Genomic DNA, 23,077 nt, shown 5'->3' on the forward strand with positions numbered 1-23,077 from the left:
CACCCAGGGCGATCAGAGCTGGGCGGTCAGCTCCTCGGCGGACGTGACCGGACGGTCGCAGACGTAGCCCCGGCACACGTACGCCGCCGGAGCGCCGCCGACCAGGGGACGGTCGGCCAGCAACGGCACACCCGGGGCGTCCGGCTCGCCCGCGAGCACGATGCCGCCCCCGTGCACCCCCCGCGCCGCGGCCAGGCGCAGCGATGCGTCCGCGCCCACCACCGCGACCTGCACCGGGCCGGCCTGCAGCGCCTCGGCGACCGACAGCCAGTGCCCGGCGAACCGCGGCACCCGTCCGGCGAGCACCCCCGCCCGGCGCAGCGCCTGCTCGGCCGCGTCCCGGTAGCGGGCCGAATCGGCGTGGCCCGCCAGCGCGGACGCCGTCAGCAACGCCCCGGCCAGCGCGGACGCCCCGGCCGGGCTCGCGTTGTCACCGGGGTCGGCCGGGCGCTGGACCAGCGTCTCGGCGTCGTCGGCCGTGTCGAAGTACGCGCCGGGGACGTCCGAGGACGCGAAGTGCGCCAGCGCCAGGTCGAGCAGCCGGGTCGCTTCGGTGAGCCACTTCGCCTCGCCCGTGGCCTGGTGCAGGGCCAGGAACCCGTCGGCGACACAGGCGTAGTCCTCCAGCACGCCGGCGGATTCGCCGACGACGCCGTCGCGCGAGCTGCGCCGCAGCCGTCCGTCCACCACGTGCACCCGCAACAGCAAACCGGCCGCGGCCGTGGCCCATTCGATCCACTGTGGACGATCCAGGGCGACGCCCGCCTCGGCCAGCGCCGTGATCGCCAAGCCGTTCCAGGACGCGATCACCTTGTCGTCCCGGCCCGGCTGGGGCCGCTTCGCGCGCGCGTCCAGGAGCTTGACGCGCATCGGCTCCGGCAGGTCGCCGAACAGGCGCAACGTCGAGGCGCCGTCCTCGAAGGTGCCTTCCTCGGTGACGCCGAACAGCTCGGCCGCGGCCGGAGCGTCGTCACCGAGCACTTCGCGCAGCTGCGCAGGCGTCCAGACGTACGTCAGGCCTTCGACGCCTTCGGTGTCCGCGTCCAGCGAAGACGCGAAGCCGCCTTCAGGCGTGCGCAGGCTCTCGAAGAGGAATTCCGCCGTTCCGGTGGCGACCCGCAACGCCGTGGCCGAGCCGGTGCGCCGCCAGAGGTGCGCGTAGAAGCGCAGGAGCAACGCGTTGTCGTACAGCATTTTCTCGAAGTGCGGCACGACCCACTCGGCGTCGACGGAGTAGCGTGCGAAGCCGCCGGCCAGCTGGTCGTAGAGGCCGCCACGGGCCATCGCCTCGGCCGTGGAGTCCACCAGGGACAGCGCCACCGCGGAACCCGTGCGCTCGTGGTGGCGCAGCAGGAACTCCAGGACCATCGACGGCGGGAACTTCGGCGCGCGGCCGAAGCCGCCGTTGACGCTGTCCGCTTCCTGCTCGAGCTTCCCGACCGCGCCGGCGAGCACGGCTTCGTCCACAACGGACTCCTCGAGCGGTCCGGTCTGCTCGGCCAGGTGCGCGACGATCTGCTTGGCGCCGTCGAGCAGCTCGTCCGGCCGTTCCTGCCACGCCTGGGTGACGGCGGCGAGCAGCTGCCGGAACGAGGGCATGCCCGGCCGCGGCGACGGCGGGTAGTACGTGCCGCAGTGGAACGGCTCGCCGTCCGGGGTGAGGAAGCAGGTCATCGGCCAGCCGCCCTGGCCGGTCATCGCCTGGGTGGCGGCCATGTAGACGGCGTCGATGTCGGGCCGCTCCTCGCGGTCGACCTTGATGTTGACGAAGTTGCCGTTCATCAGGGCGGCGGTCCCGGCGTCCTCGAACGACTCGTGCGCCATGACGTGGCACCAGTGGCAGGCGGCGTAACCCACGGACAGCAGGATGGGCACGTTCCGCCGCCGCGCCTCGGCGAGCGCATCCGGTCCCCACGGCCACCAGTCGACGGGGTTGTCGGCGTGCTGGAGCAGGTACGGGCTGGTCGCGCTGGCGAGGCGGTTCATGGTTCCAGGGTCGCACCCGGGAAAACCGGGCGCGCGGTCACCGGCTCCTCGGCCACACTGTGCCGGTGTTGCTGACCATCACCACGACCCGAAATCCGGCCACCGACCTGGGCTTTCTCCTGCACAAGCACCCGGAGAAGGCGCAGTCGGTCGCGCTGTCCGCCGGTACCGCGCACGTCTTCTACCCGGAAGCCGCGCCGGACCGGTGCACCGCCGCGCTGTTCGTCGAGATCGATCCCGTCGAGCTCGTCCGCGGGGGCGGGACGTCGCTGACCCAGTACGTCAACGACCGGCCGTACGCCGGGGGCTCGTACCTCGCGGTCGCGCTGCGGGCGGCGTTCACCACCGCGCTCGCCGGGCGCTGCGCCGCGCGTCCCGAACTGGTCGACGAGGCCTTTGACCTGGAGGTCCACGTGCCGTCGCTGTCCGCCCGCGGTGGCCCCGAGGTTGTGCACAAGCTGTTCGAGCCGCTCGGCTGGCGCGTTTCGGCGACGCCGATCGCGCTCGACCCGCAGTTCCCGCAGTGGGGCGACAGCCGCTATGTCGACTTGCGGCTCACCGGCACGCACCGCGTCGCCGACGCGCTGCGCCACCTGTACGTGCTGCTGCCGGCGCTCGACGGCGACAAGCACTACTGGGTCGGCCAGGACGAGGCCGACAAGCTGCTGCGCGCCGGCGACGGCTGGCTCGCCGCGCACCCCGAGCGGACGCTCATCACGAACCGCTACCTGGAGCGGCGCCGCCCGGTCGTCGCGTACGCGCTTTCGCGGCTGGCCGAGGCGGACGACGTCCCGGCGGAGGCCGAAGCGCTGGTCACGGAGGTGCCGGACAAGCCGGAGAGCCTCGCGTCGCAGCGCCACGGCAGTGTGCTCGCCGCGTTGCGGGCCGCGGGCGCCCGGCGCGTGCTGGACCTCGGCTGCGGCTCCGGCGCGCTGCTGCGCGTCCTCGAGAAGGAACGGTCGTTCACCGAGATCGTCGGCGTCGACGTGTCGAGCAGTGCCTTGACCATCGCGGAGAAGCGGCTGAAGGACAATTCCCGCGTCACGCTGCGCCAATCCGCGCTCACCTACGCCGACCCGGCGCTGGCCGGGTTCGACGCCGCCGTGCTGATGGAGGTCGTCGAGCACGTCGACGAGGAGCGGCTCCCGGCCCTGGAACACGCCGTGTTCGGGGTCGCGGCGCCGCGCACCGTGCTCGTCACGACGCCCAACGCGGAGTACAACCGGCTGTTCGAGTTCCTGCCGATGGGGCATTTCCGGCACGCCGACCACCGGTTCGAATGGACGCGAGCCGAGTTCCGCGCCTGGGCGGACGGCGTCGCGACCCGGCGTGGCTACGACGTCCGATACGTGCCGATCGGACCGGAAGACCAGGAATCGGGACCGCCGACCCAACTGGCGGTCTTCACCACCCAAAAGGAGGTGGCCGCGTGAAGCTGACCGTTCCCGACATGTCGCTCGTCGTGCTCGTCGGCGCTTCCGGCTCCGGCAAGTCGACGTTCGCACGCACGCACTTCGCGCCGACGCAGGTGCTCTCCAGTGACTTCTTCCGCGGGCTCGTCGCCGACGACGAGAACGACCAGTCGGCGTCGGCCGACGCCTTCGAGGCGCTGCACTACATCGCGGGCAAGCGGCTCGCGGCCGGGCGGACGACCGTCATCGACGCGACGAACGTCCAACGCGCTTCGCGGGCGAGCCTGGTGAAGCTCGCGAAGGAGCACGACGTCCTGCCGACGGCGATCGTGCTCGACCTGCCGTTGCCGGTCTGCGTCGCGCGCAACGCCGGGCGGCCGGACCGCGACTTCGGCGACCACGTCGTCCGACGGCAGCGCGGTGAGCTGCAGCGGTCGCTGAAGTCGTTGGAGCGCGAAGGTTTCCGGCGCGTGCACGTGCTGCGCAGCGAGGCCGAAGTGGCCGAAGCGGAGATCGTCGTCGAGCCGCTGCGCAACGACAAGCGCGAGCTGACCGGGCCGTTCGACGTGATCGGCGACGTCCACGGCTGCGCGGCCGAGCTCGAGGAGCTGCTGGCCGAGCTGGGGTACGTCGACGGCGTGCACCCGGCCGGGCGGACGGCGGTGTTCGTCGGCGACCTCGTCGACCGCGGCCCGGACACCCCGGGTGTGCTGCGGCGCGTCATGGCGATGGCTTCGGCCGGCAACGCACTGGTCGTGTGCGGGAACCACGAGCAGAAGCTGGTGCGCGCGCTGCACGGCCGGAAGGTCAACGCCGCCCACGGGCTCGCCGAGTCGCTGGAGCAGCTCGCCGCGGAAACCGAAGACTTCCGGCGGAAGGCGCACGAATTCTGCGACGGGCTGATCGCGCACTACGTCCTCGACGGCGGGAAGCTCGTCGTCGCGCACGCCGGGCTGCCCGAGCGCTACCACGGGCGCGCGTCCGGGCGGGTGCGCAGCATGGCGCTCTACGGCGACACGACCGGCGAGACCGACGAGTACGGCCTGCCGGTGCGGCTGCCGTGGGCGCGCGACTACCGCGGGTCGGCGATGGTGCTCTACGGGCACACGCCGACGCTCGAGCCGGAGTGGGTCAACAACACGATGTGCCTCGACACCGGCGCCGTGTTCGGCGGGAAGCTGACGGCGTTGCGCTACCCGGAGCGCGAAGTCGTCTCGGTGAAGGCGCACCGGGTCTGGTACGAGCCGGTACGCCCGCTGGATTCCGCTCGGCCGCTGGGCGGGCGCGAGCCGGCGGTGCTGGAACTGACCGACGTCACCGGGAAGCGGATCGTGCAGACCGCGTACCACGGCCGGGTCGGCGTCTCGGCGGAGCAGTCGGCGGCGGCGTTGGAGGTGATGAGCCGGTTCGCGGTCGACCCGCGGTGGCTCGCCTACCTGCCGCCGACGATGGCGCCGTGCTCGACGTCGTCGCGTCCCGACTACCTGGAGCACCCCGAAGAGGCGTTCGCCGAGTACCGGGCCGCGGGCGTGCAGTCGGTGCTGTGCGAGGAGAAGCACATGGGCTCGCGGGCCGTCGTGCTCGTCTGCCGGGACGACGAGGTGGCGTACCACCGCTTCGGGATCCGCGGCGGCGGCGCGGTGTACACGCGGACCGGGCGGCCGTTCTTCCCGGCGGCGCAGAACGACGAGCTGCTGGCGGACGTGCGGGCGGCGGCCGCCGGGCTGTTCGACGAGCTGGGTTCGGGTTGGTTGCTGCTCGACGCCGAGCTGCTGCCGTGGAGCGCGAAGGCCGGCTCGCTCATCGCGGATCAGTACGCTTCGGTGGGCGCGGCGGCCCAGGCGGTGCTGCCGGCGGCGGTTTCGGCGTTGACGACGGCGGCGGCCCGCGGCATCGACGTCTCGGACCTGTTGTCGCGGACGGCTTCGCGTTCGTCCACAGTGGATTCCTACCGGACGGCGTACCGGCGCTACTGCTGGCCGACGTCCGGGCTGGACGGCGTGCGGCTGGCGCCGTTCCAGCTGCTGGCGTCGGAGGGGAAGGCCTACCACGACCGGCCGCATTCGTGGCACCTGTCGCTGCTCGACGGCCTCGCCGGGCCCCGGTTCCAGCGCACCCGGACGCTCGAGGTGGACCTGCTGGACGAGGCGTCGGTCGCGCGGGGCGTCTCGTGGTGGGCGGAGCTGACGGCCGCCGGCGGCGAGGGCATGGTCGTCAAGCCGGCGGCGAACCTGACCCACGGGACGCGCGGGCTGGTCCAACCGGGGGTGAAGGTGCGCGGGCGCGAGTACCTGCGGATCATCTACGGGCCGGACTACACGCTGCCGGAGAACCTGGAGCGGCTGCGCAAGCGCGGGCTCAACCGCAAGCGCACGCTGGCGCTGCGCGAGTACGCCCTGGGCCTCGAGGCCCTGGAGCGCGTCGCGCGGAGCGAGCCGCTGTGGCGCGTGCACGAGTGCGTGTTCGCCGTGCTCGCGCTGGAGTCGGACCCGGTGGACCCGCGGCTCTAGCTAACCGTCGGCCTTGGTGGTCGAGGAGTCCTTCACGGGCTCCTCGGCCACCACCGGCTCCCCGGCTTTGGCCTCGGGCTGTTCCGGTGCGGCGGGCTCCGGCGCGGGCGGGTCGTCGAAGCTGGCCGGGACGCGCTTGAGGTGCTTGGTCATCGAGCGGACCAGGAAGGCCACCGCGACGAGGAACAGGATCAGCACCAGGAAGCCGACCGGGGACGACTTGCCGAAGTCCTCCCCCTGCCCGCCGTTGTCGCCGTTGCCCGGCTGCTGCGTCAAGACCAGGGCCGACGCGGTCACCGGAAGGGCCACGCCGGCCGGCAGCGTCAGACTCATGTGTTCACCTTCTCCTCGGCGCCGGCGATGCCGGCGAACAGGTCGTCCTCCGGCAACGTGCTGTCGACCAGCGACTTCACCAGCTCGTACTCCTCGGTCGGCCAGACCTCGCGCTGCATCTCCCGGGGCACGGCGAACCAGCGGCTGGTCGGGTCGATCTGCGTGGCGTGCGCCTTCAGCGCCTCGTCCCGCACCTCGAAGTATTCACTGCACTCGACGCGGGTCGTCACCCGCTCCATCACATCGCCCCGGTTCGGGTCCCAGTTCGCCAGCCACTCGGTGTACGGCGACTCCAGGCCGGCCTCCTTGAGCGCCTCGTCGAACAGCACCATGCGGGCGCGCGAGAAGCCGTGCATGTAGTACAGCTTCAGCGGCTGCCACGGCTCGCCGGCGTCGGGGAAGCGATCCGGGTCCGGCGCCGCGTCCCACGCCGCCATCGACACCTCGTGGGTGCGGATGTGGTCGGGGTGCGGGTAGCCGCCGTTTTCGTCGTAGGTGGTGATCACGTGCGGGCGGAATTCCCGGATCACGCGCACCAGCGCCTCGGTGGACTCCTCCAGCGGCACGACCGCGAACGACCCCTCGGGCACCGGCGGCAGCGGGTCGCCCTCCGGCAGGCCGGAGTCGACGAAGCCCAGCCAGTGCTGGCTCACGCCGAGGATCTTGGCCGCCCGGGCCATCTCCTCCCGGCGGATTTCGCTCATGTTGGCCAGCACCTCGGGCCGGTCCATGGCCGGGTTCAGGATGCTGCCTGCTTCGCCCCCGGTGCACGTGACGACCAGCACCTCGTGCCCTTCGGCGGCGTAGCGCGCCATCGTGGCGGCACCCTTGCTGGACTCGTCGTCCGGGTGCGCGTGCACGGCCATCAGGCGCAGGCGCGGGTTGGCGGTCTTGATCAGCTCGTCGGCGTCCACCATGCTCCGAACGACTCCCCTTCTGCCCTTATTCCGCGACCCACCTGCGGGCCGCCCACCCAGCGGGCGGATACTCGAGACGTACCCGCGTCACCATTGTCCCCACGGGTACGACAAGAACGAGCAGGAGGCCCGGGTTGGCAGGCGGACCGGCGGAAACGGCCGTCGGCGGCAGTGCGCCCGCGCTGCCCGAGGGCCGGTACGGCACCGGGCGCGCGAAGACGTCCCGGCGCTGGCGGCGCTGGCTCTTCCTGGCCATCGCCCTGCTGGTCAGCGGCGTGATCGCCTGGGTCGCGTACCTCAACCTCGGCTCCGCGCCCATCGACGCCGAACGCATCGCGTTCAGCGAACAACCGGGCAACGCGATGGAGATCACTGTCAACGTCACCCGCGACGACGACAACCGGCCGGGCGTGTGCGTCGTCCGCGTCCGCGACAAGACCGGCGCCGAGAGCGGCCGCAAAGAGCTCCTGATCCCCGCCGGCGCGAAGTACAGCAGGATGACCACGACGATCAAGAGCATCGGGGAACCGGTGACCGCCGATGTGTTCGGCTGCTCGTACGACATACCACGCTATCTGTCAACCCCATAGCGGCCAACGGGGTGAACCGCGCGCTCAACGCCCGGAGCGCGGGGAAATAACGGGCGTCGGCCTCTCGCGCCGTGATAGTCTGACCCATCAGCACGGCCCGCGACGGGCCGTGTTTTTCCTTTATTCCAGCCACGCGGGCACCTAGGCCCGCGTGGGCCGGCTTGAACACGCAAGCCTGGCAGGCCCGACGAGGAGATGGTGACCGTGAGCGACACCAAGGTGACCTGGCTCACCCAGGATGCCTACGACCGGCTCAAGCACGAGCTCGACGAAATGATCGAGAATCGGCCGGTCATCGCCGCGCGCATCAACGACAGCCGCGAAGAGGGTGACCTCAAGGAGAACGGCGGTTACCACGCCGCTCGCGAGGAACAGGGCCAGGCCGAGGCACGCATCCGGCACCTGCAGGAGCTGCTGCGCTCGGCGAAGGTCGGCGAGGCACCCGCGAACGACGGCACCGCCGGCCCCGGCAAGGTGCTCACCGTCCGGTACGAGGGTGACGACGAGGACGAGAAGTTCCTGCTCGCCACCCGCGAGGAGGGCGCCGAGGGCGAACTGGACGTGTACTCCCCGGAGTCGCCGCTGGGCAAGGCCCTGCTCGGCGCCAAGGAGGGCGAGTCCCGCGAGTACGAGCTGCCCAACGGCAAGGTCCAGAAGGTGACGCTCGTGAAAGCGGTTCCGTACACCGAAGCCAAATAGCCGCGGCTAGCGTGTCCTCCCAGGATCCACGTTCTGGGAGGACACCGCTGTGAGCACCGAACCGATGTGCCAGGCCTGCGGCATGCAGTACGCCGTGGCCCGTGACGACTGCCCGGTCTGCGAGGACGAGCGCCAATACGTCCCGCAGTCCGGGCAGCAGTGGACGAACCTTTCTTCGCTCCGCGAGAGCGGCACCTACACGCCGCGGATCGAGGAGCAGGGTCTCGGCATCGTCGGTGTCGGTTCGAACCCGGGGTTCGCGATCGGCCAGCGCGCGCTGCTGGTCCGGGCCCGCTCGGGAAACTTCCTCTGGGACTGCGCCGCCTACCTCGACGACGCGCTGGTGGCCCAGGTGCGCGACCTGGGCGGGATCACCGGCATCGCGATCAGCCACCCGCACTACTACACGACGATGGTGGAGTGGGCGCGCGCCTTCGACGTGCCGGTCTACCTGCACGAAGCCGACCAGCGGTGGATCGGCAGGCCCGACCCGGCGGTGAAGCTGTGGTCCGGCACCACCCTGGACGTCGCTGCGGACCTGCGGCTGATCAACCTCGGCGTGCACTTCGACGGCGGCACGGTGCTGCACTGGCCGGACGGCGAGGAGGGCCGCGGCGCGCTGCTGTCCGGTGACATCGTGCAGGTCATCCCCGACCGCACCCACGTCGGTTTCATGTACAGCTACCCGAACCTGATCCCCGAACGCCCGAGCGTCGTCCGCCGGGCGGCCGAGCTTCTCGCGGGTTACCGCTTCGAGGCGATCTACGGCGCCTGGTGGGACGCGATCGTGCGGTCCGACGGCTTCGACGTCGTCCAGCGCTCCGCCGAGCGGTACCTGGCCCACGTCGCCGACGGCCGAGCTTTCACGTGAAAGCTCGGCCCCCAGGTCGGAGCTTTCACGTGAAAGCTCCGCTTGGTCAGCCCCGCGCGGTCCGCTCCAGCAACGGGCGGACCCGCGGCGGCACCGGCGTCGACAACGCGATCGACGTCGACGTCCGCAGCACGTCCGGGACGCCGACGACCTCGTCGATCACCCGCTGCAGGTCGTCGTTGCCGCGCGCCACCATGCGGACGAACAGGTCGCCCTGGCCGGTCGTCGCGTGGACCTCGCAGACCTCGTCGATCGCCGCCAGGGCCTCCGCGACCTCCGCGCGACGGCCCTGCGCGATCTCGAGCACCGCGAACGCCGTCAGGCCGTAACCCATCGCCGCCAGGTCCAGCTCCGGCGGGAAGCCGCCGAGGATGCCGCGCTCGGTCAGGCGGTCGAGCCGGGCCTGGACGGTGCCGCGGGCGACGCCCAGCCGGCGCGCGCACTCCAGGACCCCCAGCCGCGGCGAGTCGGTGAGCAACAGCAGCAGCCGCGCATCCAGCGCATCCAGGTTCTCCGGCATGCACAGATTGTCCACGATGACAGTGGATGTCCGGCAGCCACTCGACAGATTGTCCAGAAAAAACCAAGACCATTGCACATCTTGCCGCACAGGGCTGATCCTTCGGGGTATGACCCAGACTGCCGAACCCCAGGGTGCCCTCGACGACGTCAGCTACGACCAGCTGCGTCAGCTGGTCGGGCTCGTCGACCACGACGCCTCGACCGACCCGTTCCCGGTCAAGGCCATGGACGCGGTGGTGTTCATCGCCGGCAACGCCACCCAGACCGCCTGGTACTACCAGATCGCGTTCGGGATGCAGCTCATCGCCTACTCCGGTCCCGAGACCGGCGACTACGAGCGCAAGTCCTACGTGCTGAAGTCCGGCTCGGCCCGGTTCGTCATCACCGGCGGCGTGAAGCCGGATTCGCCGCTGCTGGACCACCACCGCAAGCACGGCGACGGCGTCATCGACCTGGCGCTGGAGACCACCGACGTCGACAAGTGCATCGAGCACGCCCGCGCGCAGGGCGCGACCGTCCTCGAGGAGCCGCACGACGTCTCCGACGAGCACGGCACGGTCCGCGTCGCGGCGATCGCGACCTACGGCGAAACCCGCCACTCGCTGGTCGACCGGTCGCGCTACAACGGCGTCTACCTGCCCGGCTACGAGCCGCGCGAGAGCACGATCAAGCGGCCCGAGGGCGCGCCGAAGCGGCTGTTCCAAGCCGTCGACCACTGCGTCGGCAACGTCGAGCTCGGCAAGATGGACTACTGGGTCGACTGGTACCACCGCGTCATGGGCTTCGTGAACATGGCGGAGTTCGTCGGCGACGACATCGCGACCGAGTACTCGGCGCTGATGAGCAAGGTCGTCTCGAACGGCAACCACCGGGTCAAGTTCCCCCTGAACGAGCCGGCCGTGGCGAAGAAGAAGTCGCAGATCGACGAGTACCTCGAGTTCTACGGCGGCGCCGGCTGCCAGCACATCGCGCTGGCCACCAACGACATCATCGCCACGGTGACGGCGATGCGCGCCGCCGGCGTCGAGTTCCTCGACACGCCGGACTCCTACTACGACGACCCGGAGCTGCGGGCCCGGATCGGCAACGTCCGCGTGTCGATCGAGACGCTCAAGGAGCACAGCATCCTGGTCGACCGCGACGAGGACGGCTACCTGCTGCAGATCTTCACGAAGCCGATCGGCGACCGCCCGACCGTGTTCTACGAGCTGATCGAGCGCCACGGCTCGCTGGGCTTCGGCAAGGGCAACTTCAAGGCGCTGTTCGAGGCCATCGAGCGGGAGCAGGAGCGCCGAGGCAATCTTTAACGCCGAGGCGCCATCGGCGCAGCGCCGAGGCAACCTCTGACACATCTCGGCGAAGGCCACCGTAGGAGACCTCCGGGTCGCCTATGGTGGCCTTTGGCGTTTCCGGGAACCGGCAGGACCCGGAATCCGTCAGTGTGGAGAAGCTCAAGAGAAGGGGCCGTGATGCCGGACAGCATCGACGCCAGCGACGCGATGATCGACAACTGGACCCAGCGGCTCGAGGAGAACGCCGCCCGGTACCAGGCGCTGGCCGATCGCATGCAGGGCCAGACGGTCACCGAGCGGTCGAAGGACGGCACCGTCCAGGTGACCGTCGATTCGCGCGGGCTGCTGAAGAACCTCGTCATCGCGGAAACCGCGGCGAGCAAGCGGATGGCCGAGGTGTCGGCACAGGTGATGCAGCTGGTGCAGCTGGCGCAGGCACGGATCCCGGAGCTGCTGCAGCAGGCCATGACCGAGACGACCGGCACCGGCGACCAGGCCGCGGCCGAGATCGTCCGCGAGGCGCAGAGCACGTTCCCGGAGCCGCCGGCCGAGGCCGAGCCGGCGTTCCCGGAACCCGACCGCGTCCGCCGGTTCCTGCCGGAGGACACCGAGGAGCCGCCGCGCACGCCGCCTGCACCACCGCAGCAGCCGCGTCGACGCCGTCCGGCCGACGACGATGACGACGATTTCGGCGGATCGATCCTGTCCTGAGGGGGAAACCGTGGCAGACGTGGAACTCAGCACCGACCTGACGGCGCACGCGAAGCAGCTCGACGCCATCGGTGACGGGCTGCAGCAGGCCGTCGACGCGGCGAACCAGGTGAGCATGCCGACCGACGCGTACGGCATCCTCTGCCAGCCGTTCCGGATGATGCTCGACCCGGTGGAGCAGTACGGGATCGACGCGCTCAAGGACGCCGTGCAGGCGATGACCGCCGTCTCCGGCAAGGTGCGCGAGGCCGCGGCGGCCTACCGCAGGTACGAATCCGGTGTCGCCGACGACCTGGACAAGTCCGCGGGCGGTGCGTGATGCCGGAGGGGAACCCGCTCGTCGTCGACGCCGAGAAGGACCCGGACGGACCGGGCGCGTTCACGGCGGGCAACGGCGACTACGGCTGGGCGGGCGGCATCGGCATCGCCGAGTCGTCGATGGACGCGTTCAACGGCATCAAGGACGGCGACTGGGTTTCCGGCGGGCTCGGCATGTTGTCGCTGGCCGGCGAAATCGCCGGGGCGGCGATCGACCCGTTCGGATACCTGATGTCGTCGGTGGCGTCGTTCCTGATGGAGCACGTGCAGCCGTTGAAGGACATGCTGGACTCCGTCGCGGGCAACCCGCCGGTGATCCAGTCCTATGCGGACACCTGGGGCAACGTCTCGAAGGCGCTCGGCGAGCGCAAAACCGACTTCGACAACGCGGTCAAGAACGGAACGACGGGCTGGACCGGCGCGGGCGCGGACGCGTACCGCAAGTTCGCGGCCGAGCACAGCGACGCCCTGTCGGGCGCGGCGACGGTGGCCGGCGCGATCAGCACGGTCACGATGATCATGGGCCAGGTCGTGTCGTTCGTCCGCGAAACGGTGCGGCAGCTGATCGCGGATCTCGTCGGCAAGCTTGTCGCGTGGGTGATGGAGGAGGTCTTTTCCCTCGGCTTCGGCACCCCGGTGGTGGTGGCCCAGGCATCGGCGGCGATCGCCAAGTGGGGCAAGAAGATCGGCGAGCTGCTCAAGAAGCTGACCGACACGATCCGCCGGGTTTCGCCGCTGCTGTCGAAGCTGGTGGACCTGTTCGAGAAGATCGCGAAGGTCTTCGGGAAGGTGCTGGGCAAGGTCAGCGGGCTGGACGGGCTGAAGGTCAAGGAGGGTGGCTTCGTCCGGAAGATTCCCCGGGACGGGGGTGGGGTGCACGCCCGCGCCCATGGGGACGGTCCGGACGGCTCAGATGGTCCAGACGGCTCAGACGGTCCGGACGGCTCGCGCGGCGATGGCCCGGAGGGTGACTCTCCCGACGGCTCTCGCCGGAGTCCGGGGCGGGACGAGTCCGGTTCGACGTCCCGCACGGGCGAGGAGGGCGCGCCGTCGCACGCGGGCGACGGGTCACCGGACGGCTCGGCCGACGGCAGCCCGTCGGCGGTTCGTTCGGGGGAGAGTGCGCCGGGCAGTCGTGCTGGGGACGGCACACCGTCCCGCGCTGGGGACGGCACACCGTCGCATGCCGGCGACAGCAATCCGTCGCCGCCCCGGGGCGGGGACAACGGGCCGTCGCACGGCGGCGACAGCAGTCCCTCGCCGACTCGCTCGCCTTCGCACGCCGGGGAGAGCGCGCCGTCGCACGGCGGCGACAGCAGTCCCTCGCCGACTCGTTCTCCGTCGCATGCCGGCGACAGCAGCCCCTCACCCACCCGCGCGGGCGACAACGGGCCGTCGCACGCAGGCGACACCAGCCCCTCGCCCACCCGCGCCGGGGACAACGGGCCGTCGCACGGGGGCGACGGCAGCCCCTCGCCGACCCGCTCGCCTTCGGCTGGGGGTGACTCGAGCCCGTCGCCGGTCAGGGGCGGTGACTCCAGTCCCGCCCCTGCGCACTCCGGCTCGTCGCCTGCTGGGCGGGCCGATGGTCCGCACGCCGGGAGCGATACCCCGAGCAGTGCCCCGCCGCCGCGGGTCGAGGGGACCACCTCGGCCAGCGGGACCGCGCCGGTTGCTCCGCGGACCGGTGAGGCCGGCTCCGCGGTGCCGTCGCCGCGCGGTGGCGGGGACGGGATCCCGCCCCAGGGCGGTCAGCCCGCGATGGGTGGCATGCCGCCCGGCGGTGGGACTCCCGGCGGTGGCAGTCCCAGCGGCAGCGGTTCCCCGCGGACCGGCGGCGGTGGCGGCTGGACCGGCACCCCGGGCAGCCCCGGCGCCCACGTCGACGCGCCCGGACGGCCCCGCCCCGGCGGCGACCTGCCCGGGGGACGCCCCCGGACACCCGACGCTCCCGCCCCCGCCGCCCGCGGCTTCGGCCCCGGCAGCACGCACGGCCCCGACACCCGGCCGAGCGGCTCCACGCCCACCCGCCCCGGCACGCACGGCTCGGACACCCGGCCCGCCGGTCCCCACAGCCCGGACGGCACCCCCGGCCACGGTCCCGACACCCGGCCGAACGGCCCCAGCCCCGACACCCGGCCGAGCAGCTCCGGCCGCCCGCACACCCCCGACAGCGGCACCCCCGGCACCCGGCCCGCCGCTCCCCACACCCCCGACGGCACCCCCGCCCACACCCCGGACACCCCCCACACCCCGGACACCCCCCACAGCCCGGACAGCAATTCCCCCGGCCACGGCCCGCACGACAACCCACCCCCGGACCCCGACCTCCCCCACCACGCCGACCCCGACCGGCTCACCCCCGACGAGGTCAACGCGCGGCACTCCGAAAGCACGCCCTCGGGCAGCTCCTACCACGCCGGTGATCCCGACATGGGCGACCTGCCCCACCGCGTGCAGCCCGATCCCGATGGCCGCTACACCGTCGACGTGCACGTCACCCCCGATGGGCACGCCCGGATCGGCGATCGGCTCTACACCCCCGAAGAATTCGCCGACATCCTGCGCCGCAACGGGGACTACGACGGGCGGCCCGTGCGGCTGATCGGGTGTGATGCCGGCTCGAACGACTTCGCCCACCGGCTGTCGCGGGAGCTCGACACCGAGGTGCTCGCGCCCAGCAAGCCCGCCTGGACCGACTCGCACGGGCGCGTCTTCTCCTCCGACTACGAGATCGGGCCGGACGGGAGGATGCGCCCGCGCATCCCGCCGGACGGCGAATGGAGCGTGCACCGCCCCGACGGCAGCACGCACGCCGCCGGCGACTCCGGCTTCGCTCCGGACACCCGGCACCACGACCCGCACGACGCCGACGCCGACAGCTCGCGCCACCGCGGTGACGACGACACCCGGCAGCGTCAGGCTCCCGGTGCGGACCGGGAAGCGCCGCAGGTCCCGGAGGACCGGAATCCGCGGTCGCAGCGGCAGGAACACGATCTCACCGACCCGCAGCGGCAGGCCGAGGTGCGGCGGAACCCGCAGCACGGCACGGACTGGGACCCGCCCGGCGGGGACTCCGTGCCGGTCGGGCCGGGCAGCACGCACCCGGACGCGCCCCGGCCGCCGCACGCCGGTGAGCGCTTCCCCGGCGACCAGCCGCTGCAGCCCGACCGGTCGTACCGGGTGGTCGACGCCGACGGGAACCCGCGCGGCACCTACCACACCGATGGCACGGGCCGCGTCACGCACATCGACACGGCGCACCCGAACGTGCCGCCGCGGCTGGCCGACGGCAGCCCGAACCCGGCGTACCACCCGAACCCGGACGTCGCCCACCCGCACCCGGACACCACCTACCGGGTGGACATCGACGGGCACCACCAGACGTTCCACACCGACGCGGACGGCGTGCCGCACCCGTCGGTGCAGTACCACCAGCCCGACTTCGAGGGTCCGCCGGTCGAGATCGACCGGAACCACGCCAACGCACCGGGGCCGAGGCAGTCCTTCGCCGAGGGCGGCCCGTACGAGCCGCACCGCCGGTACGACGTCACCGACTCCAGCGGCGTCCACCGCGGCACGTTCCACACCGACGCGCAGGGCCACGTCCGCTGGGCCGAGGTCGACTCGGGCCGGATCGCCCGGACCAACCCGGACTGGCGGGGCATCGACAACCTCCCGAACAACCCCGAGGTCCACCTGCGGCAGCGGTTCGAGCCGGACGCCGAGGTGCCGCAGGGCGTCCGGGACCCCGAGCGGTTCCGCGGCGCGCAGCAGCACGACGTCCGGCTGCCCAGCAACAGGTCCTTTTTGGACAGCAACCCGGACCTGCAGCCGAACTCCCGGTACGTCGTGCACAGCAGCTACCGGGAGGGCGACAGCCGGATCGACCAGATCCGGTCGGTGTACTGGACCGACGGGCAGGGCAACGTCGCGGTGGTCGAGACCTTCCGGCCGCACCACCCGGACCTCAACAACCCGGCGCCGAACATGGTCTACCACGTCGACGAAGGCCGGTTCACCTACCAGACCGGTCCCGATGTCGACGGCGGCCCGGCCCAGACCGTGCACGGCCACTCGCACCGGCCGGAGCGCGCGGACGAGCTGGAGCTCTCCCGGCGGGACGGCACCGCGCAGGGCGAGTCGGGTCGCTTGGGCGCGGGCATGGGGCTGTACGACGGCGGGCACATCGCCGGCAACCAGTTCCGCGGCCCCGGCGAGCTGATCAACATGATGTCCCAGTGGCGGCCGCAGAACCAGGGCTGGCCCAAGCAGGCCGGGCCCGACCACTGGTACGCGTTCGAGACCGACCTGGCCAACCACCTCAAGGCGGGTGGCAAGATCGACGGCATCGACGTGTTCCCGCTGCGGCACGACGGCGATCTGGTGCCGCACACGGTCCAGGTGCGGTGGGTCGAGGTGGACGCGGCGGGCCACCGGACCGTCCACATGCGCAGCTTCCCCAACACGCCGGCCGGAGCGTCCTGATGCGACCGGCCGCGGCCCCAGAAAGGACCGGCACTCATGCCTCGTGACGCCTCGCAGTGGCGGGAGCAGTCGCACGAAGTGGGCAACGCCCTCGTCGACGCCGCGCCGGCGGGATGGCGGCGGATCGACCTGGTGAGCCGGGTCAACGTCGACGTCCAGGACTTCGTGCTGACCGTCCTGATGGACGACGGCAGGCAGGCGACCGTCCCGGTGCCGGACCGGGTCGTGCCCGCCGTGCGCAGCATGCGCGACGCGTACTACGTGCCCGGCGAGGGCACGTGGTTTTCGATGCGGTACCTGATCGACCCGCCGGGGAGCGTCAAGACGCTGTTCAACCTGGACTGGGACCCGCACTGGTCGCCGTCGATCGACCCGGCGGGCTGGGTGCGCGACCTCGAGGCCTACCCGCGCGACCCGGCCAACATCCAGCCGTGGCTGCGCGCGCGGCTCGCCGAGGCGGGCCGCCCGGTGCCCGGGGAGGTCCCGGTCGCGCGACCGCAGCCGCCGCTGGACCCGGTGGGGCAGAACTGGTACTGGGACGAGATCGCGAACATCGTCGCGCTGTCCGCGCCGCCGGACCGGGCCCAGGTGATGCTCACCTACCGGGCGATCGGCAGGTACACCGAGCTGCCGGTGATGGTGCGCCGGGCCACCGACGGCGGCCTGACCCTGTGGGAGCCGCCGCGGGAGGTCGCCGAATTGCTGGCCGAGCTGCGGGCCGCCATGTACACCGAAGGCCGGGGGACCTGGTTCCAGGCCGTCGCGCACGTCGCGCTCAACTCCAGCATCGAGTACACGTACACGTGGGACGACGAGCCGGCCTGGGACGGGCCGCGGCCGGTGGCCGAGTTCCCCCGTGAACTCGCGCAGTTCCCGCGGACCGGGGCGGCGCTGCCCGGCTGGCTCGCCGAAGCGGCCGGCGACGCGGCGACGCCGCCGGGTCCGGCGGACCCCGAAGCCGCGGACGAGGAAGCCTTGCGCGCGGCCGAAGACGCCGCGGCCGAGCTCGAAATCCCCGCCGCCCGCTACCGGATCGGCGAGGCCGCCGACGGTGCCTGGTGCCTGGTGCGCGAGGACGACGGCTGGGCGGTCTTCCGCGCCCAAGGCGGCGAACGGCTGGAGGCGGCGACCTTCCCGACGGCGGCAGCCGCCGCCCGCTACTTCGTCGGCCACCTCTACCTCGACCGCGTCGCGCTGCGCGGCGAACTCCCGCCGGACGCCAAGCGCCAGACCGACGAGTGGCCGATCCAGCCCGTCGGCGGCGACGCCCCGCTGTCGATGTACATCGGCAAGCGCCTGGTCACCCTGCCACCGGGCACCGAGATGGACCGCTACGGCGAGCCCACCGGCAACACGCTCTACGCCGCGCGGACCGAGTGGCCGCACCGTTCGGAACCGGCCGAGGTCCGGGACTGGGCTTACCACGTCTACCGCCTGCGCCGTCCGGTGCGGGCCCTCACCGGCACCGCCATCGACTGGTACGACCAGCCCGGCGGCGGGACGGCCTACGTGCTGGAGCGGTCCGTCGCCGACCTCCTCGCCGACGGGGCCGCCGAGGAGATCCCGCAGGCGACCACGCAGCCTCCGGCGCCGGACCAGGGCTGACAGGGGGACCGATGAGCACACCGCCGGTGCCGCTGGGCCCGGAGCAGCAACAGCAGCTCGTCAACCGGATCGGGCACGGGCTGGCGTTGATGGCGCCGCCCGGCACCTGGCGCCAGGTCCGGGCCGAGTACCGGGCGGCAGGCCGGCACATCGAGGCCGACGTCGTCGTCACGGGCCAGGACGGCGTCCCGCGCCCGGTGCCGCCGCCCGCCGACCTGCTCCAGCTCCTGGGCACGCTGCGCGCGGGCATGTACCGGCCGGGGATCGGCACCTGGCTGGGCGCGGTGCTGACCGTGGACGCCGTCCAAGGCGTCGGCGCCGACTTCGGGTTCGACCGGGAACCGCAGTGGCGGCGCACGCCGCCGCCGATCGGCTTCCAGGACGAGCTGCGGGCCTTCCCGCGCGCCGACCAGCACGTCCCGGAGTGGTTGCGCCGCCGCGCCGCCGGCACGCAGCCCGCACCGGCCGACGACGACGGCGTCCGGACCCCGAGGATCTACGACGGGCTGGACGCGGCCGGCCGCCCGCTCGTCCGGCGGCCGCCGCTGGCGCCGGCCGAGGCCGGGCCGGTGCTCGCGTACCTGGACGCGGCGCCGGTCATCCTGGCGTCCCGCAGCAACGGGCCGGACGCGTTCGCCCCGGAGCGCACGGACGCCGTCCCGCTGAACTTCCGCACCGACGGGGTGTGGGCCTGGCCCGGCGCGGTCGCGTACTACCTGCGCGAGCACGGCGTGCCGCCGGACCCGGAACTGGTGGCCCACATCCGGGCCCGGCGCTTCACCGCACCGGCCGAGGTCTCCGAGGCCGCGACGGACCTGGCCCTCGCGGCCATCACCGGCGAAGCGGGTCAAACCACCGTGTAGCCCGCGTTCGTCAGCGCGACCTCGACCTCCTTGCAGTGCTCGGGGCCGCGGGTCTCCAGCGAGAGCGCGACGTCGGCCTCGCCGAGGTCGAGGCTGCCGGAGATGCGCGAGTGCTCGACGTCGAGCACGTTCGCACCCAGTCCGCTGACGCACGAAAGCACGCCGACCAGCGAGCCGGGGCGGTCCGGGACCCGCAGCCTCAGGTGCAGGTAACGGCCGCCGGCGGTCATGCCGTGCTGGATGATCTGCAGCAGCAGCACCGGGTCGACGTTGCCGCCGGAGAGGATGGCCACCACCGGCGGCTCGAAGACGCCGGGGTGCTGCAGCAGCGCGGCGACCGTGGCCGCGCCGGCCGGCTCGACCACCAGCTTCCGCCGCTCCAGGCAGAGCAGCACGGCGCGGGACAGGAACTGCTCGGACACCGTCACGACGTCGTCGACCAGCGACCGGACGTGGGCGAAGCTGACCGCACCCGGCTCGCCGACCGCGATCCCGTCCGCCATGGTCGAGGTCTGGCTCAGCCGCACCGGCGCACCCGCGGCCAGCGACGGCGGGTACGCCGCGGCTTCTTCGGCCTGGACGCCGACGACGCGGACGTCCGGGCGCAGCGCCTTCACCGCCGCCGCGACCCCGCCGGCCAGCCCGCCGCCGCCGGTGGCGACCAGGACCGTCTTCACGCCCGGCACCTGCTCGAGGATTTCGAGGCCGACCGTGCCCTGGCCGGCGATGACGTCCGGGTGGTCGAAGGGGTGGATGAACACCGCCCCGGTCCGCTCGCCGAACTCGATCGCGGCGCGGAGCGTCTCTTCCAGGAGTGCGCCGTGGAGGTGCACCTCGGCGCCGTAACCGCGAGTGGCGGCGAGCTTCGGCAGCGGCGCCCGCAGCGGCATGAAGACGGTGGACTTGGCGCCGAGCAGCGACGACGCCAGCGCGACGCCCTGCGCGTGGTTGCCGGCGCTGGCCGCGACGACGCCCCGCTCGCGTTCGGCCTGGGTGAGGCCGTGGATGCGGGTGTAGGCGCCGCGGATCTTGAACGACCCCGTCCGCTGCAGGTTTTCGCACTTCAGGTGCACCGGACCGCCGTGGAGCCGGCGCAGGTCGCGCGCGTGCTCCATCGGCGTCACCCGGGTCACTCCTTTGAGGAGTTCCCGGGCGGCCTGGATCCGCTCGAGGGTGACGAGTTCCATGGGCCGGATGATGCCACTCAGGAACTCCACAGGTTGACCGGACCACGAGCCGGGTACCCTGGGTCGCGTCAACACGCGGTAAACAAGGAGCAACCATGGCAGCCGGGAACGACGCGAACACGGCCCGACGGGCTCGCGCCACCCGCTCCGCCGGCTTGCTCCCGCTCGTGATCGGGCTGGCGTCGGCCGCCGCGCTCACCGGCGCCGCCTACCTGACCGTGGACAACGCGAGCTGCGGCTCCCCGGCCCAGTACATCCGCCACGACAGCCACGTCGAGCTGGTCGGCGGCTGCGTGGACGGCTCGAAGCTGCCGGCAAGCGGCACCCCGGCGACCGGCGGTGTCGTGCACGGCAACTACAACCCCTGACCTGGTGGGTTATCCCGGTGTGCCCGGGGAACACAAAAGTGCCTTCTTCCGCGGGGTACGGCCGTCCCCGATGATCATCGGGTGACCACCGTTTACGAGCCGGGCCGCGGTCCCGGACCCGCCAAGCCCACCGAAGAAGCGTCGAGCCGGCTGCTGGGGGCCCACAGCCTGGGCGCGCTGGCCACGGTCAACCGCGGCGGCTTCCCGCACCTGTCCACGGTCGCCTACGCCTGGGACCCGGACGCGCGCGTGGTGCGGATCGGGTCCACGGCGGGGCGCGCGAAGGTCCGCCAGCTCGCCCGCGACCCGCACGCGTCGCTGTACGTCAGCAGCGACGACCACCTGGCCTTCGCCGTCGCGGAGGGCGTGGCCGAGGTGTCGCCGGTGAGCGCGGTGCCCGGGGACGAGACCGGCCGGGAGCTGCTCACGATGCAGGCGCCGTTCAGCGACCCCGAGGACGAGGCCGCGTTCCTGCGGAACATGGTCGAGGACCGCCGCGTGGTCATCCGGCTGCGGGTGGACCGGCTGTACGGCGGCGGCCTCGACGTGGGGTGACCCAAACGCCCCAATGTGGCGCGCTTGAGACTCAGCCCAGTGCGGCCAGCAGGTCGGCCACCAGGTCGCGGCCGTCCTCGATGCCGACCGAGAGGCGCAGCAGGTCGGACGGGACCTGGAGGGTGGAGCCCGCCGTGCTGGCGTGGGTCATCTTGCCCGGGTGCTCGATCAGCGACTCGATGCCGCCGAGCGACTCGGCGAGGATGAACAGCTTCGTGCGCGAAGCGACCTGCAGCGCGGCCTGCTCGCCGTCCGCGTGGCTGAACGACACCATTCCGCCGAAGCGGCGCATCTGCTTCGCCGCGGTCTCGTGGCCCGGGTGCTCCGGCAGGCCCGGGTAATAGACCTTCGCCACCTTCGGGTGCTTGACCAGCGCCTGCACGATGAGCTCGGCGTTGTCGCTGTGGCGCTCCATGCGCAGGGCGAGCGTCTTGATGCCGCGCAGCGTCAGCCACGCGTCGAACGGCCCCGGCACCGCGCCCGCGGAGTTGCGCAGGAAGAAGAACTGCTCGCGCAGCTCGTCCTCGTTCGTGACGACCGCGCCGCCGACGACGTCGGAGTGGCCGCCGAGGTACTTCGTCGTCGAGTGCAGGACGATGTCCGCGCCGAGCGCGAGCGGGTTCTGCAGGTACGGCGTGGCGAAGGTGTTGTCGACCACCAGCCGGGCGCCGGCGTCGTGGGCGACCCCGGCCAGCGCCGCGATGTCGGCGATGCCGAGCAGCGGGTTGGTCGGCGTCTCGCACCAGATCAGCTTCGTCTCGGGGCGGATGGCGGCCCGCACGTCGTCGAGGTCGGCGAGGTTCGCGACGGTGTGCTCGACGCCCCACAGGCTGAGCACCTTGTCGATCAGGCGGAACGTGCCGCCGTACGCGTCGTTGCCGAGCACGAGGTGGTCACCGGGGCGGAGGGTACTGCGCAGCACCACGTCGGAGGCGGCCATGCCGGACGCGAAGGCCAGCGCGTGCCGGCCGCCTTCCAGCGAGGCCAGCGCCTCCTCCAGCGCCGAACGGGTCGGGTTCGCGGTGCGCGAGTACTCGTAGTCGCCCTCGCGGGTCCCGCCCACGCCGTCCTGCGCGTAGGTCGAGGTCTGGTAGATCGGCACGATCACCGCGCCGGTGCGGGGGTCGGGCTTCTGACCGGCGTGGATCGCTCGGGTCTCGAAACCTAGTACGGAGTAGTCGTCCACCATCGGTTCAGCGTACGGGCCGGCCCTGACATTCCCGTCAGGTGGGACAGATCTCAATGGCGGGTGACCACTCACCAGCTCCGCGACGAATACGCGCCCTGGCCGGACAGGGCCGGCATCACCGATGCGCGGTAGCGCAGGTAGCGGAACGTCGGCGGCAGGAACGCCAGCACCAGCACGAGCACCGCCAGCGCGGCGAGGGCGACGCGGTCGATCATGGCCAGCCCGCCGTGGGTGAACATCGCGTCGGCGAAGCGGGCCGGGGGAACGCCCACCGACAGCGGCTCGGTGAGCAGGGCGCCGATCGCCAGCAGCGCGCCGAGGCCGAGCAGGATCGCACCCGCCGTCGCGCGGAACAGCGTCGCCAGCGATCCCAGCAGCAGCACGAGTCCCGCCACGAGGTAGCCGGCCAGGTCCACCAGCACCCAGCCCGGCAGCGCACCGAGGCTGAATTCGGCGGGCATGTCGAGGAAGATCTTGACCGGCACATATCCCGCGGCGACCGCGGCCGGAAATCCGAGCAGGCCGGCGAGGACTGCCGTTACGCCGGATGGCCGAGTCGATGAATACGAATGCGAATGCGACACCGGGTCTCCGGTCACAACTCCCCCATCAGCCGAGCACGGGACGACGGCGCTCACCTTAGTCCGAAATGGGGGAAGCA

The 23,077-nt window shown here is 72.2% G+C and carries 20 protein-coding genes; 13 read left to right on the forward strand and 7 right to left on the reverse strand.

Annotated elements, in window-relative coordinates; all coding sequences use genetic code 11:
• Positions 1-12: 12 nt before the first annotated feature.
• Complete coding sequence (locus Q5425_RS25700; RefSeq protein WP_308674869.1) at positions 13-1,986, reverse strand: thioredoxin domain-containing protein; 1,974 nt, start codon at positions 1,984-1,986, stop codon at positions 13-15.
• Between the two features lie 65 nt (positions 1,987-2,051).
• On the opposite strand from Q5425_RS25700, the gene Q5425_RS25705 reads away from it, so the two are divergent.
• Together Q5425_RS25705 and Q5425_RS25710 are read left to right on the forward strand one after the other, a co-directional pair.
• The gene (locus Q5425_RS25705) at positions 2,052-3,419 is read left to right on the forward strand and encodes a 3' terminal RNA ribose 2'-O-methyltransferase Hen1 (protein ID WP_308674870.1); all 1,368 of its coding nucleotides are present in this window, start codon (positions 2,052-2,054) and stop codon (positions 3,417-3,419) included.
• On the forward strand, positions 3,416-5,908 hold the full coding sequence (locus Q5425_RS25710; RefSeq protein ID WP_308674871.1) for a polynucleotide kinase-phosphatase: 2,493 nt from the start codon (positions 3,416-3,418) through the stop codon (positions 5,906-5,908). Before Q5425_RS25705 ends, Q5425_RS25710 begins: the two co-directional genes overlap by 4 nt.
• Here the strand turns inward: Q5425_RS25710 and Q5425_RS25715 are convergent, their stop codons facing one another.
• Positions 5,909-6,241, reverse strand: coding sequence for a hypothetical protein (locus Q5425_RS25715; RefSeq protein ID WP_308674872.1), 333 nt, complete (start codon positions 6,239-6,241; stop codon positions 5,909-5,911).
• Positions 6,238-7,158: a mycothiol conjugate amidase Mca gene (mca, locus tag Q5425_RS25720; RefSeq protein ID WP_308674873.1), complete on the reverse strand. Its 921-nt coding sequence runs from the start codon at positions 7,156-7,158 to the stop codon at positions 6,238-6,240. The genes Q5425_RS25715 and mca overlap by 4 nt, the downstream gene beginning before the upstream one ends.
• A gap of 134 nt (positions 7,159-7,292) precedes the next feature.
• Here mca and Q5425_RS25725 point away from each other — a divergent pair, with 134 nt between their 5' ends.
• From Q5425_RS25725 to Q5425_RS25735, 3 genes are all read left to right on the forward strand, one after another.
• Positions 7,293-7,748 (forward strand): DUF4307 domain-containing protein, encoded by a 456-nt coding sequence (locus Q5425_RS25725; RefSeq protein ID WP_308674874.1) that lies wholly within the window; start codon positions 7,293-7,295, stop codon positions 7,746-7,748.
• A gap of 195 nt (positions 7,749-7,943) precedes the next feature.
• Positions 7,944-8,447: a transcription elongation factor GreA gene (greA, locus tag Q5425_RS25730; RefSeq protein WP_308674875.1), complete on the forward strand. Its 504-nt coding sequence runs from the start codon at positions 7,944-7,946 to the stop codon at positions 8,445-8,447.
• Between the two features lie 49 nt (positions 8,448-8,496).
• The gene (locus Q5425_RS25735) at positions 8,497-9,318 is read left to right on the forward strand and encodes an MBL fold metallo-hydrolase (protein ID WP_308674876.1); all 822 of its coding nucleotides are present in this window, start codon (positions 8,497-8,499) and stop codon (positions 9,316-9,318) included.
• Positions 9,319-9,364: 46 nt separating this feature from the next.
• Here Q5425_RS25735 and Q5425_RS25740 read toward each other — a convergent pair whose 3' ends face one another.
• Complete coding sequence (locus Q5425_RS25740) at positions 9,365-9,838, reverse strand: Lrp/AsnC family transcriptional regulator (protein ID WP_206790021.1); 474 nt, start codon at positions 9,836-9,838, stop codon at positions 9,365-9,367.
• A 109-nt stretch (positions 9,839-9,947) separates the two neighbouring features.
• On the opposite strand from Q5425_RS25740, the gene hppD reads away from it, so the two are divergent.
• The 6 genes from hppD to Q5425_RS25770 all read left to right on the forward strand — a co-directional run bounded on the left by hppD (position 9,948) and on the right by Q5425_RS25770 (position 19,117).
• Positions 9,948-11,147: a 4-hydroxyphenylpyruvate dioxygenase gene (hppD, locus tag Q5425_RS25745; protein ID WP_308674877.1), complete on the forward strand. Its 1,200-nt coding sequence runs from the start codon at positions 9,948-9,950 to the stop codon at positions 11,145-11,147.
• Between the two features lie 162 nt (positions 11,148-11,309).
• Positions 11,310-11,843 carry a YbaB/EbfC family nucleoid-associated protein gene (locus tag Q5425_RS25750; RefSeq protein ID WP_308674878.1) on the forward strand — a complete coding sequence of 178 codons (534 nt, stop codon included), beginning with the start codon at positions 11,310-11,312 and terminating at the stop codon, positions 11,841-11,843.
• 10 nt (positions 11,844-11,853) lie between these two features.
• On the forward strand, positions 11,854-12,162 hold the full coding sequence (locus Q5425_RS25755) for a type VII secretion target (RefSeq protein ID WP_308674879.1): 309 nt from the start codon (positions 11,854-11,856) through the stop codon (positions 12,160-12,162).
• Complete coding sequence (locus tag Q5425_RS25760; protein ID WP_308674880.1) at positions 12,162-16,649, forward strand: DNA/RNA non-specific endonuclease; 4,488 nt, start codon at positions 12,162-12,164, stop codon at positions 16,647-16,649. The genes Q5425_RS25755 and Q5425_RS25760 overlap by 1 nt, the downstream gene beginning before the upstream one ends.
• Before the next feature lie 36 nt (positions 16,650-16,685).
• On the forward strand, positions 16,686-18,254 hold the full coding sequence (locus Q5425_RS25765; protein WP_308674881.1) for a TNT domain-containing protein: 1,569 nt from the start codon (positions 16,686-16,688) through the stop codon (positions 18,252-18,254).
• 11 nt (positions 18,255-18,265) lie between these two features.
• Positions 18,266-19,117 (forward strand): ferredoxin, encoded by an 852-nt coding sequence (locus tag Q5425_RS25770; RefSeq protein WP_308674882.1) that lies wholly within the window; start codon positions 18,266-18,268, stop codon positions 19,115-19,117.
• Here Q5425_RS25770 and ilvA read toward each other — a convergent pair.
• Positions 19,102-20,304: a threonine ammonia-lyase gene (gene ilvA, locus Q5425_RS25775; protein WP_308674883.1), complete on the reverse strand. Its 1,203-nt coding sequence runs from the start codon at positions 20,302-20,304 to the stop codon at positions 19,102-19,104. The two genes, Q5425_RS25770 and ilvA, sit on opposite strands and share 16 nt — an antisense overlap.
• A 95-nt stretch (positions 20,305-20,399) precedes the next feature.
• On the opposite strand from ilvA, the gene Q5425_RS25780 reads away from it, so the two are divergent.
• Positions 20,400-20,672, forward strand: a complete 273-nt coding sequence (locus Q5425_RS25780) for a hypothetical protein (protein ID WP_308674884.1) — start codon at positions 20,400-20,402, stop codon at positions 20,670-20,672.
• An 81-nt stretch (positions 20,673-20,753) separates the two neighbouring features.
• A complete protein-coding gene (locus tag Q5425_RS25785; RefSeq protein WP_308674885.1) occupies positions 20,754-21,227 on the forward strand; it encodes a TIGR03618 family F420-dependent PPOX class oxidoreductase in 474 nt (157 codons plus the stop codon).
• A 31-nt stretch (positions 21,228-21,258) separates the two neighbouring features.
• Here the strand turns inward: Q5425_RS25785 and Q5425_RS25790 are convergent, their stop codons facing one another.
• The gene (locus Q5425_RS25790; RefSeq protein ID WP_308674886.1) at positions 21,259-22,416 is read right to left on the reverse strand and encodes a cystathionine gamma-synthase; all 1,158 of its coding nucleotides are present in this window, start codon (positions 22,414-22,416) and stop codon (positions 21,259-21,261) included.
• 68 nt (positions 22,417-22,484) lie between these two features.
• Entirely contained in the window at positions 22,485-22,901 is a 417-nt protein-coding gene (locus Q5425_RS25795) for a hypothetical protein (protein WP_308674887.1), read from the reverse strand.
• Positions 22,902-23,077 lie beyond the last annotated feature (176 nt).

This window comes from Amycolatopsis sp. A133, from assembly GCF_031082405.1.
GTDB lineage: Bacteria > Actinomycetota > Actinomycetes > Mycobacteriales > Pseudonocardiaceae > Amycolatopsis.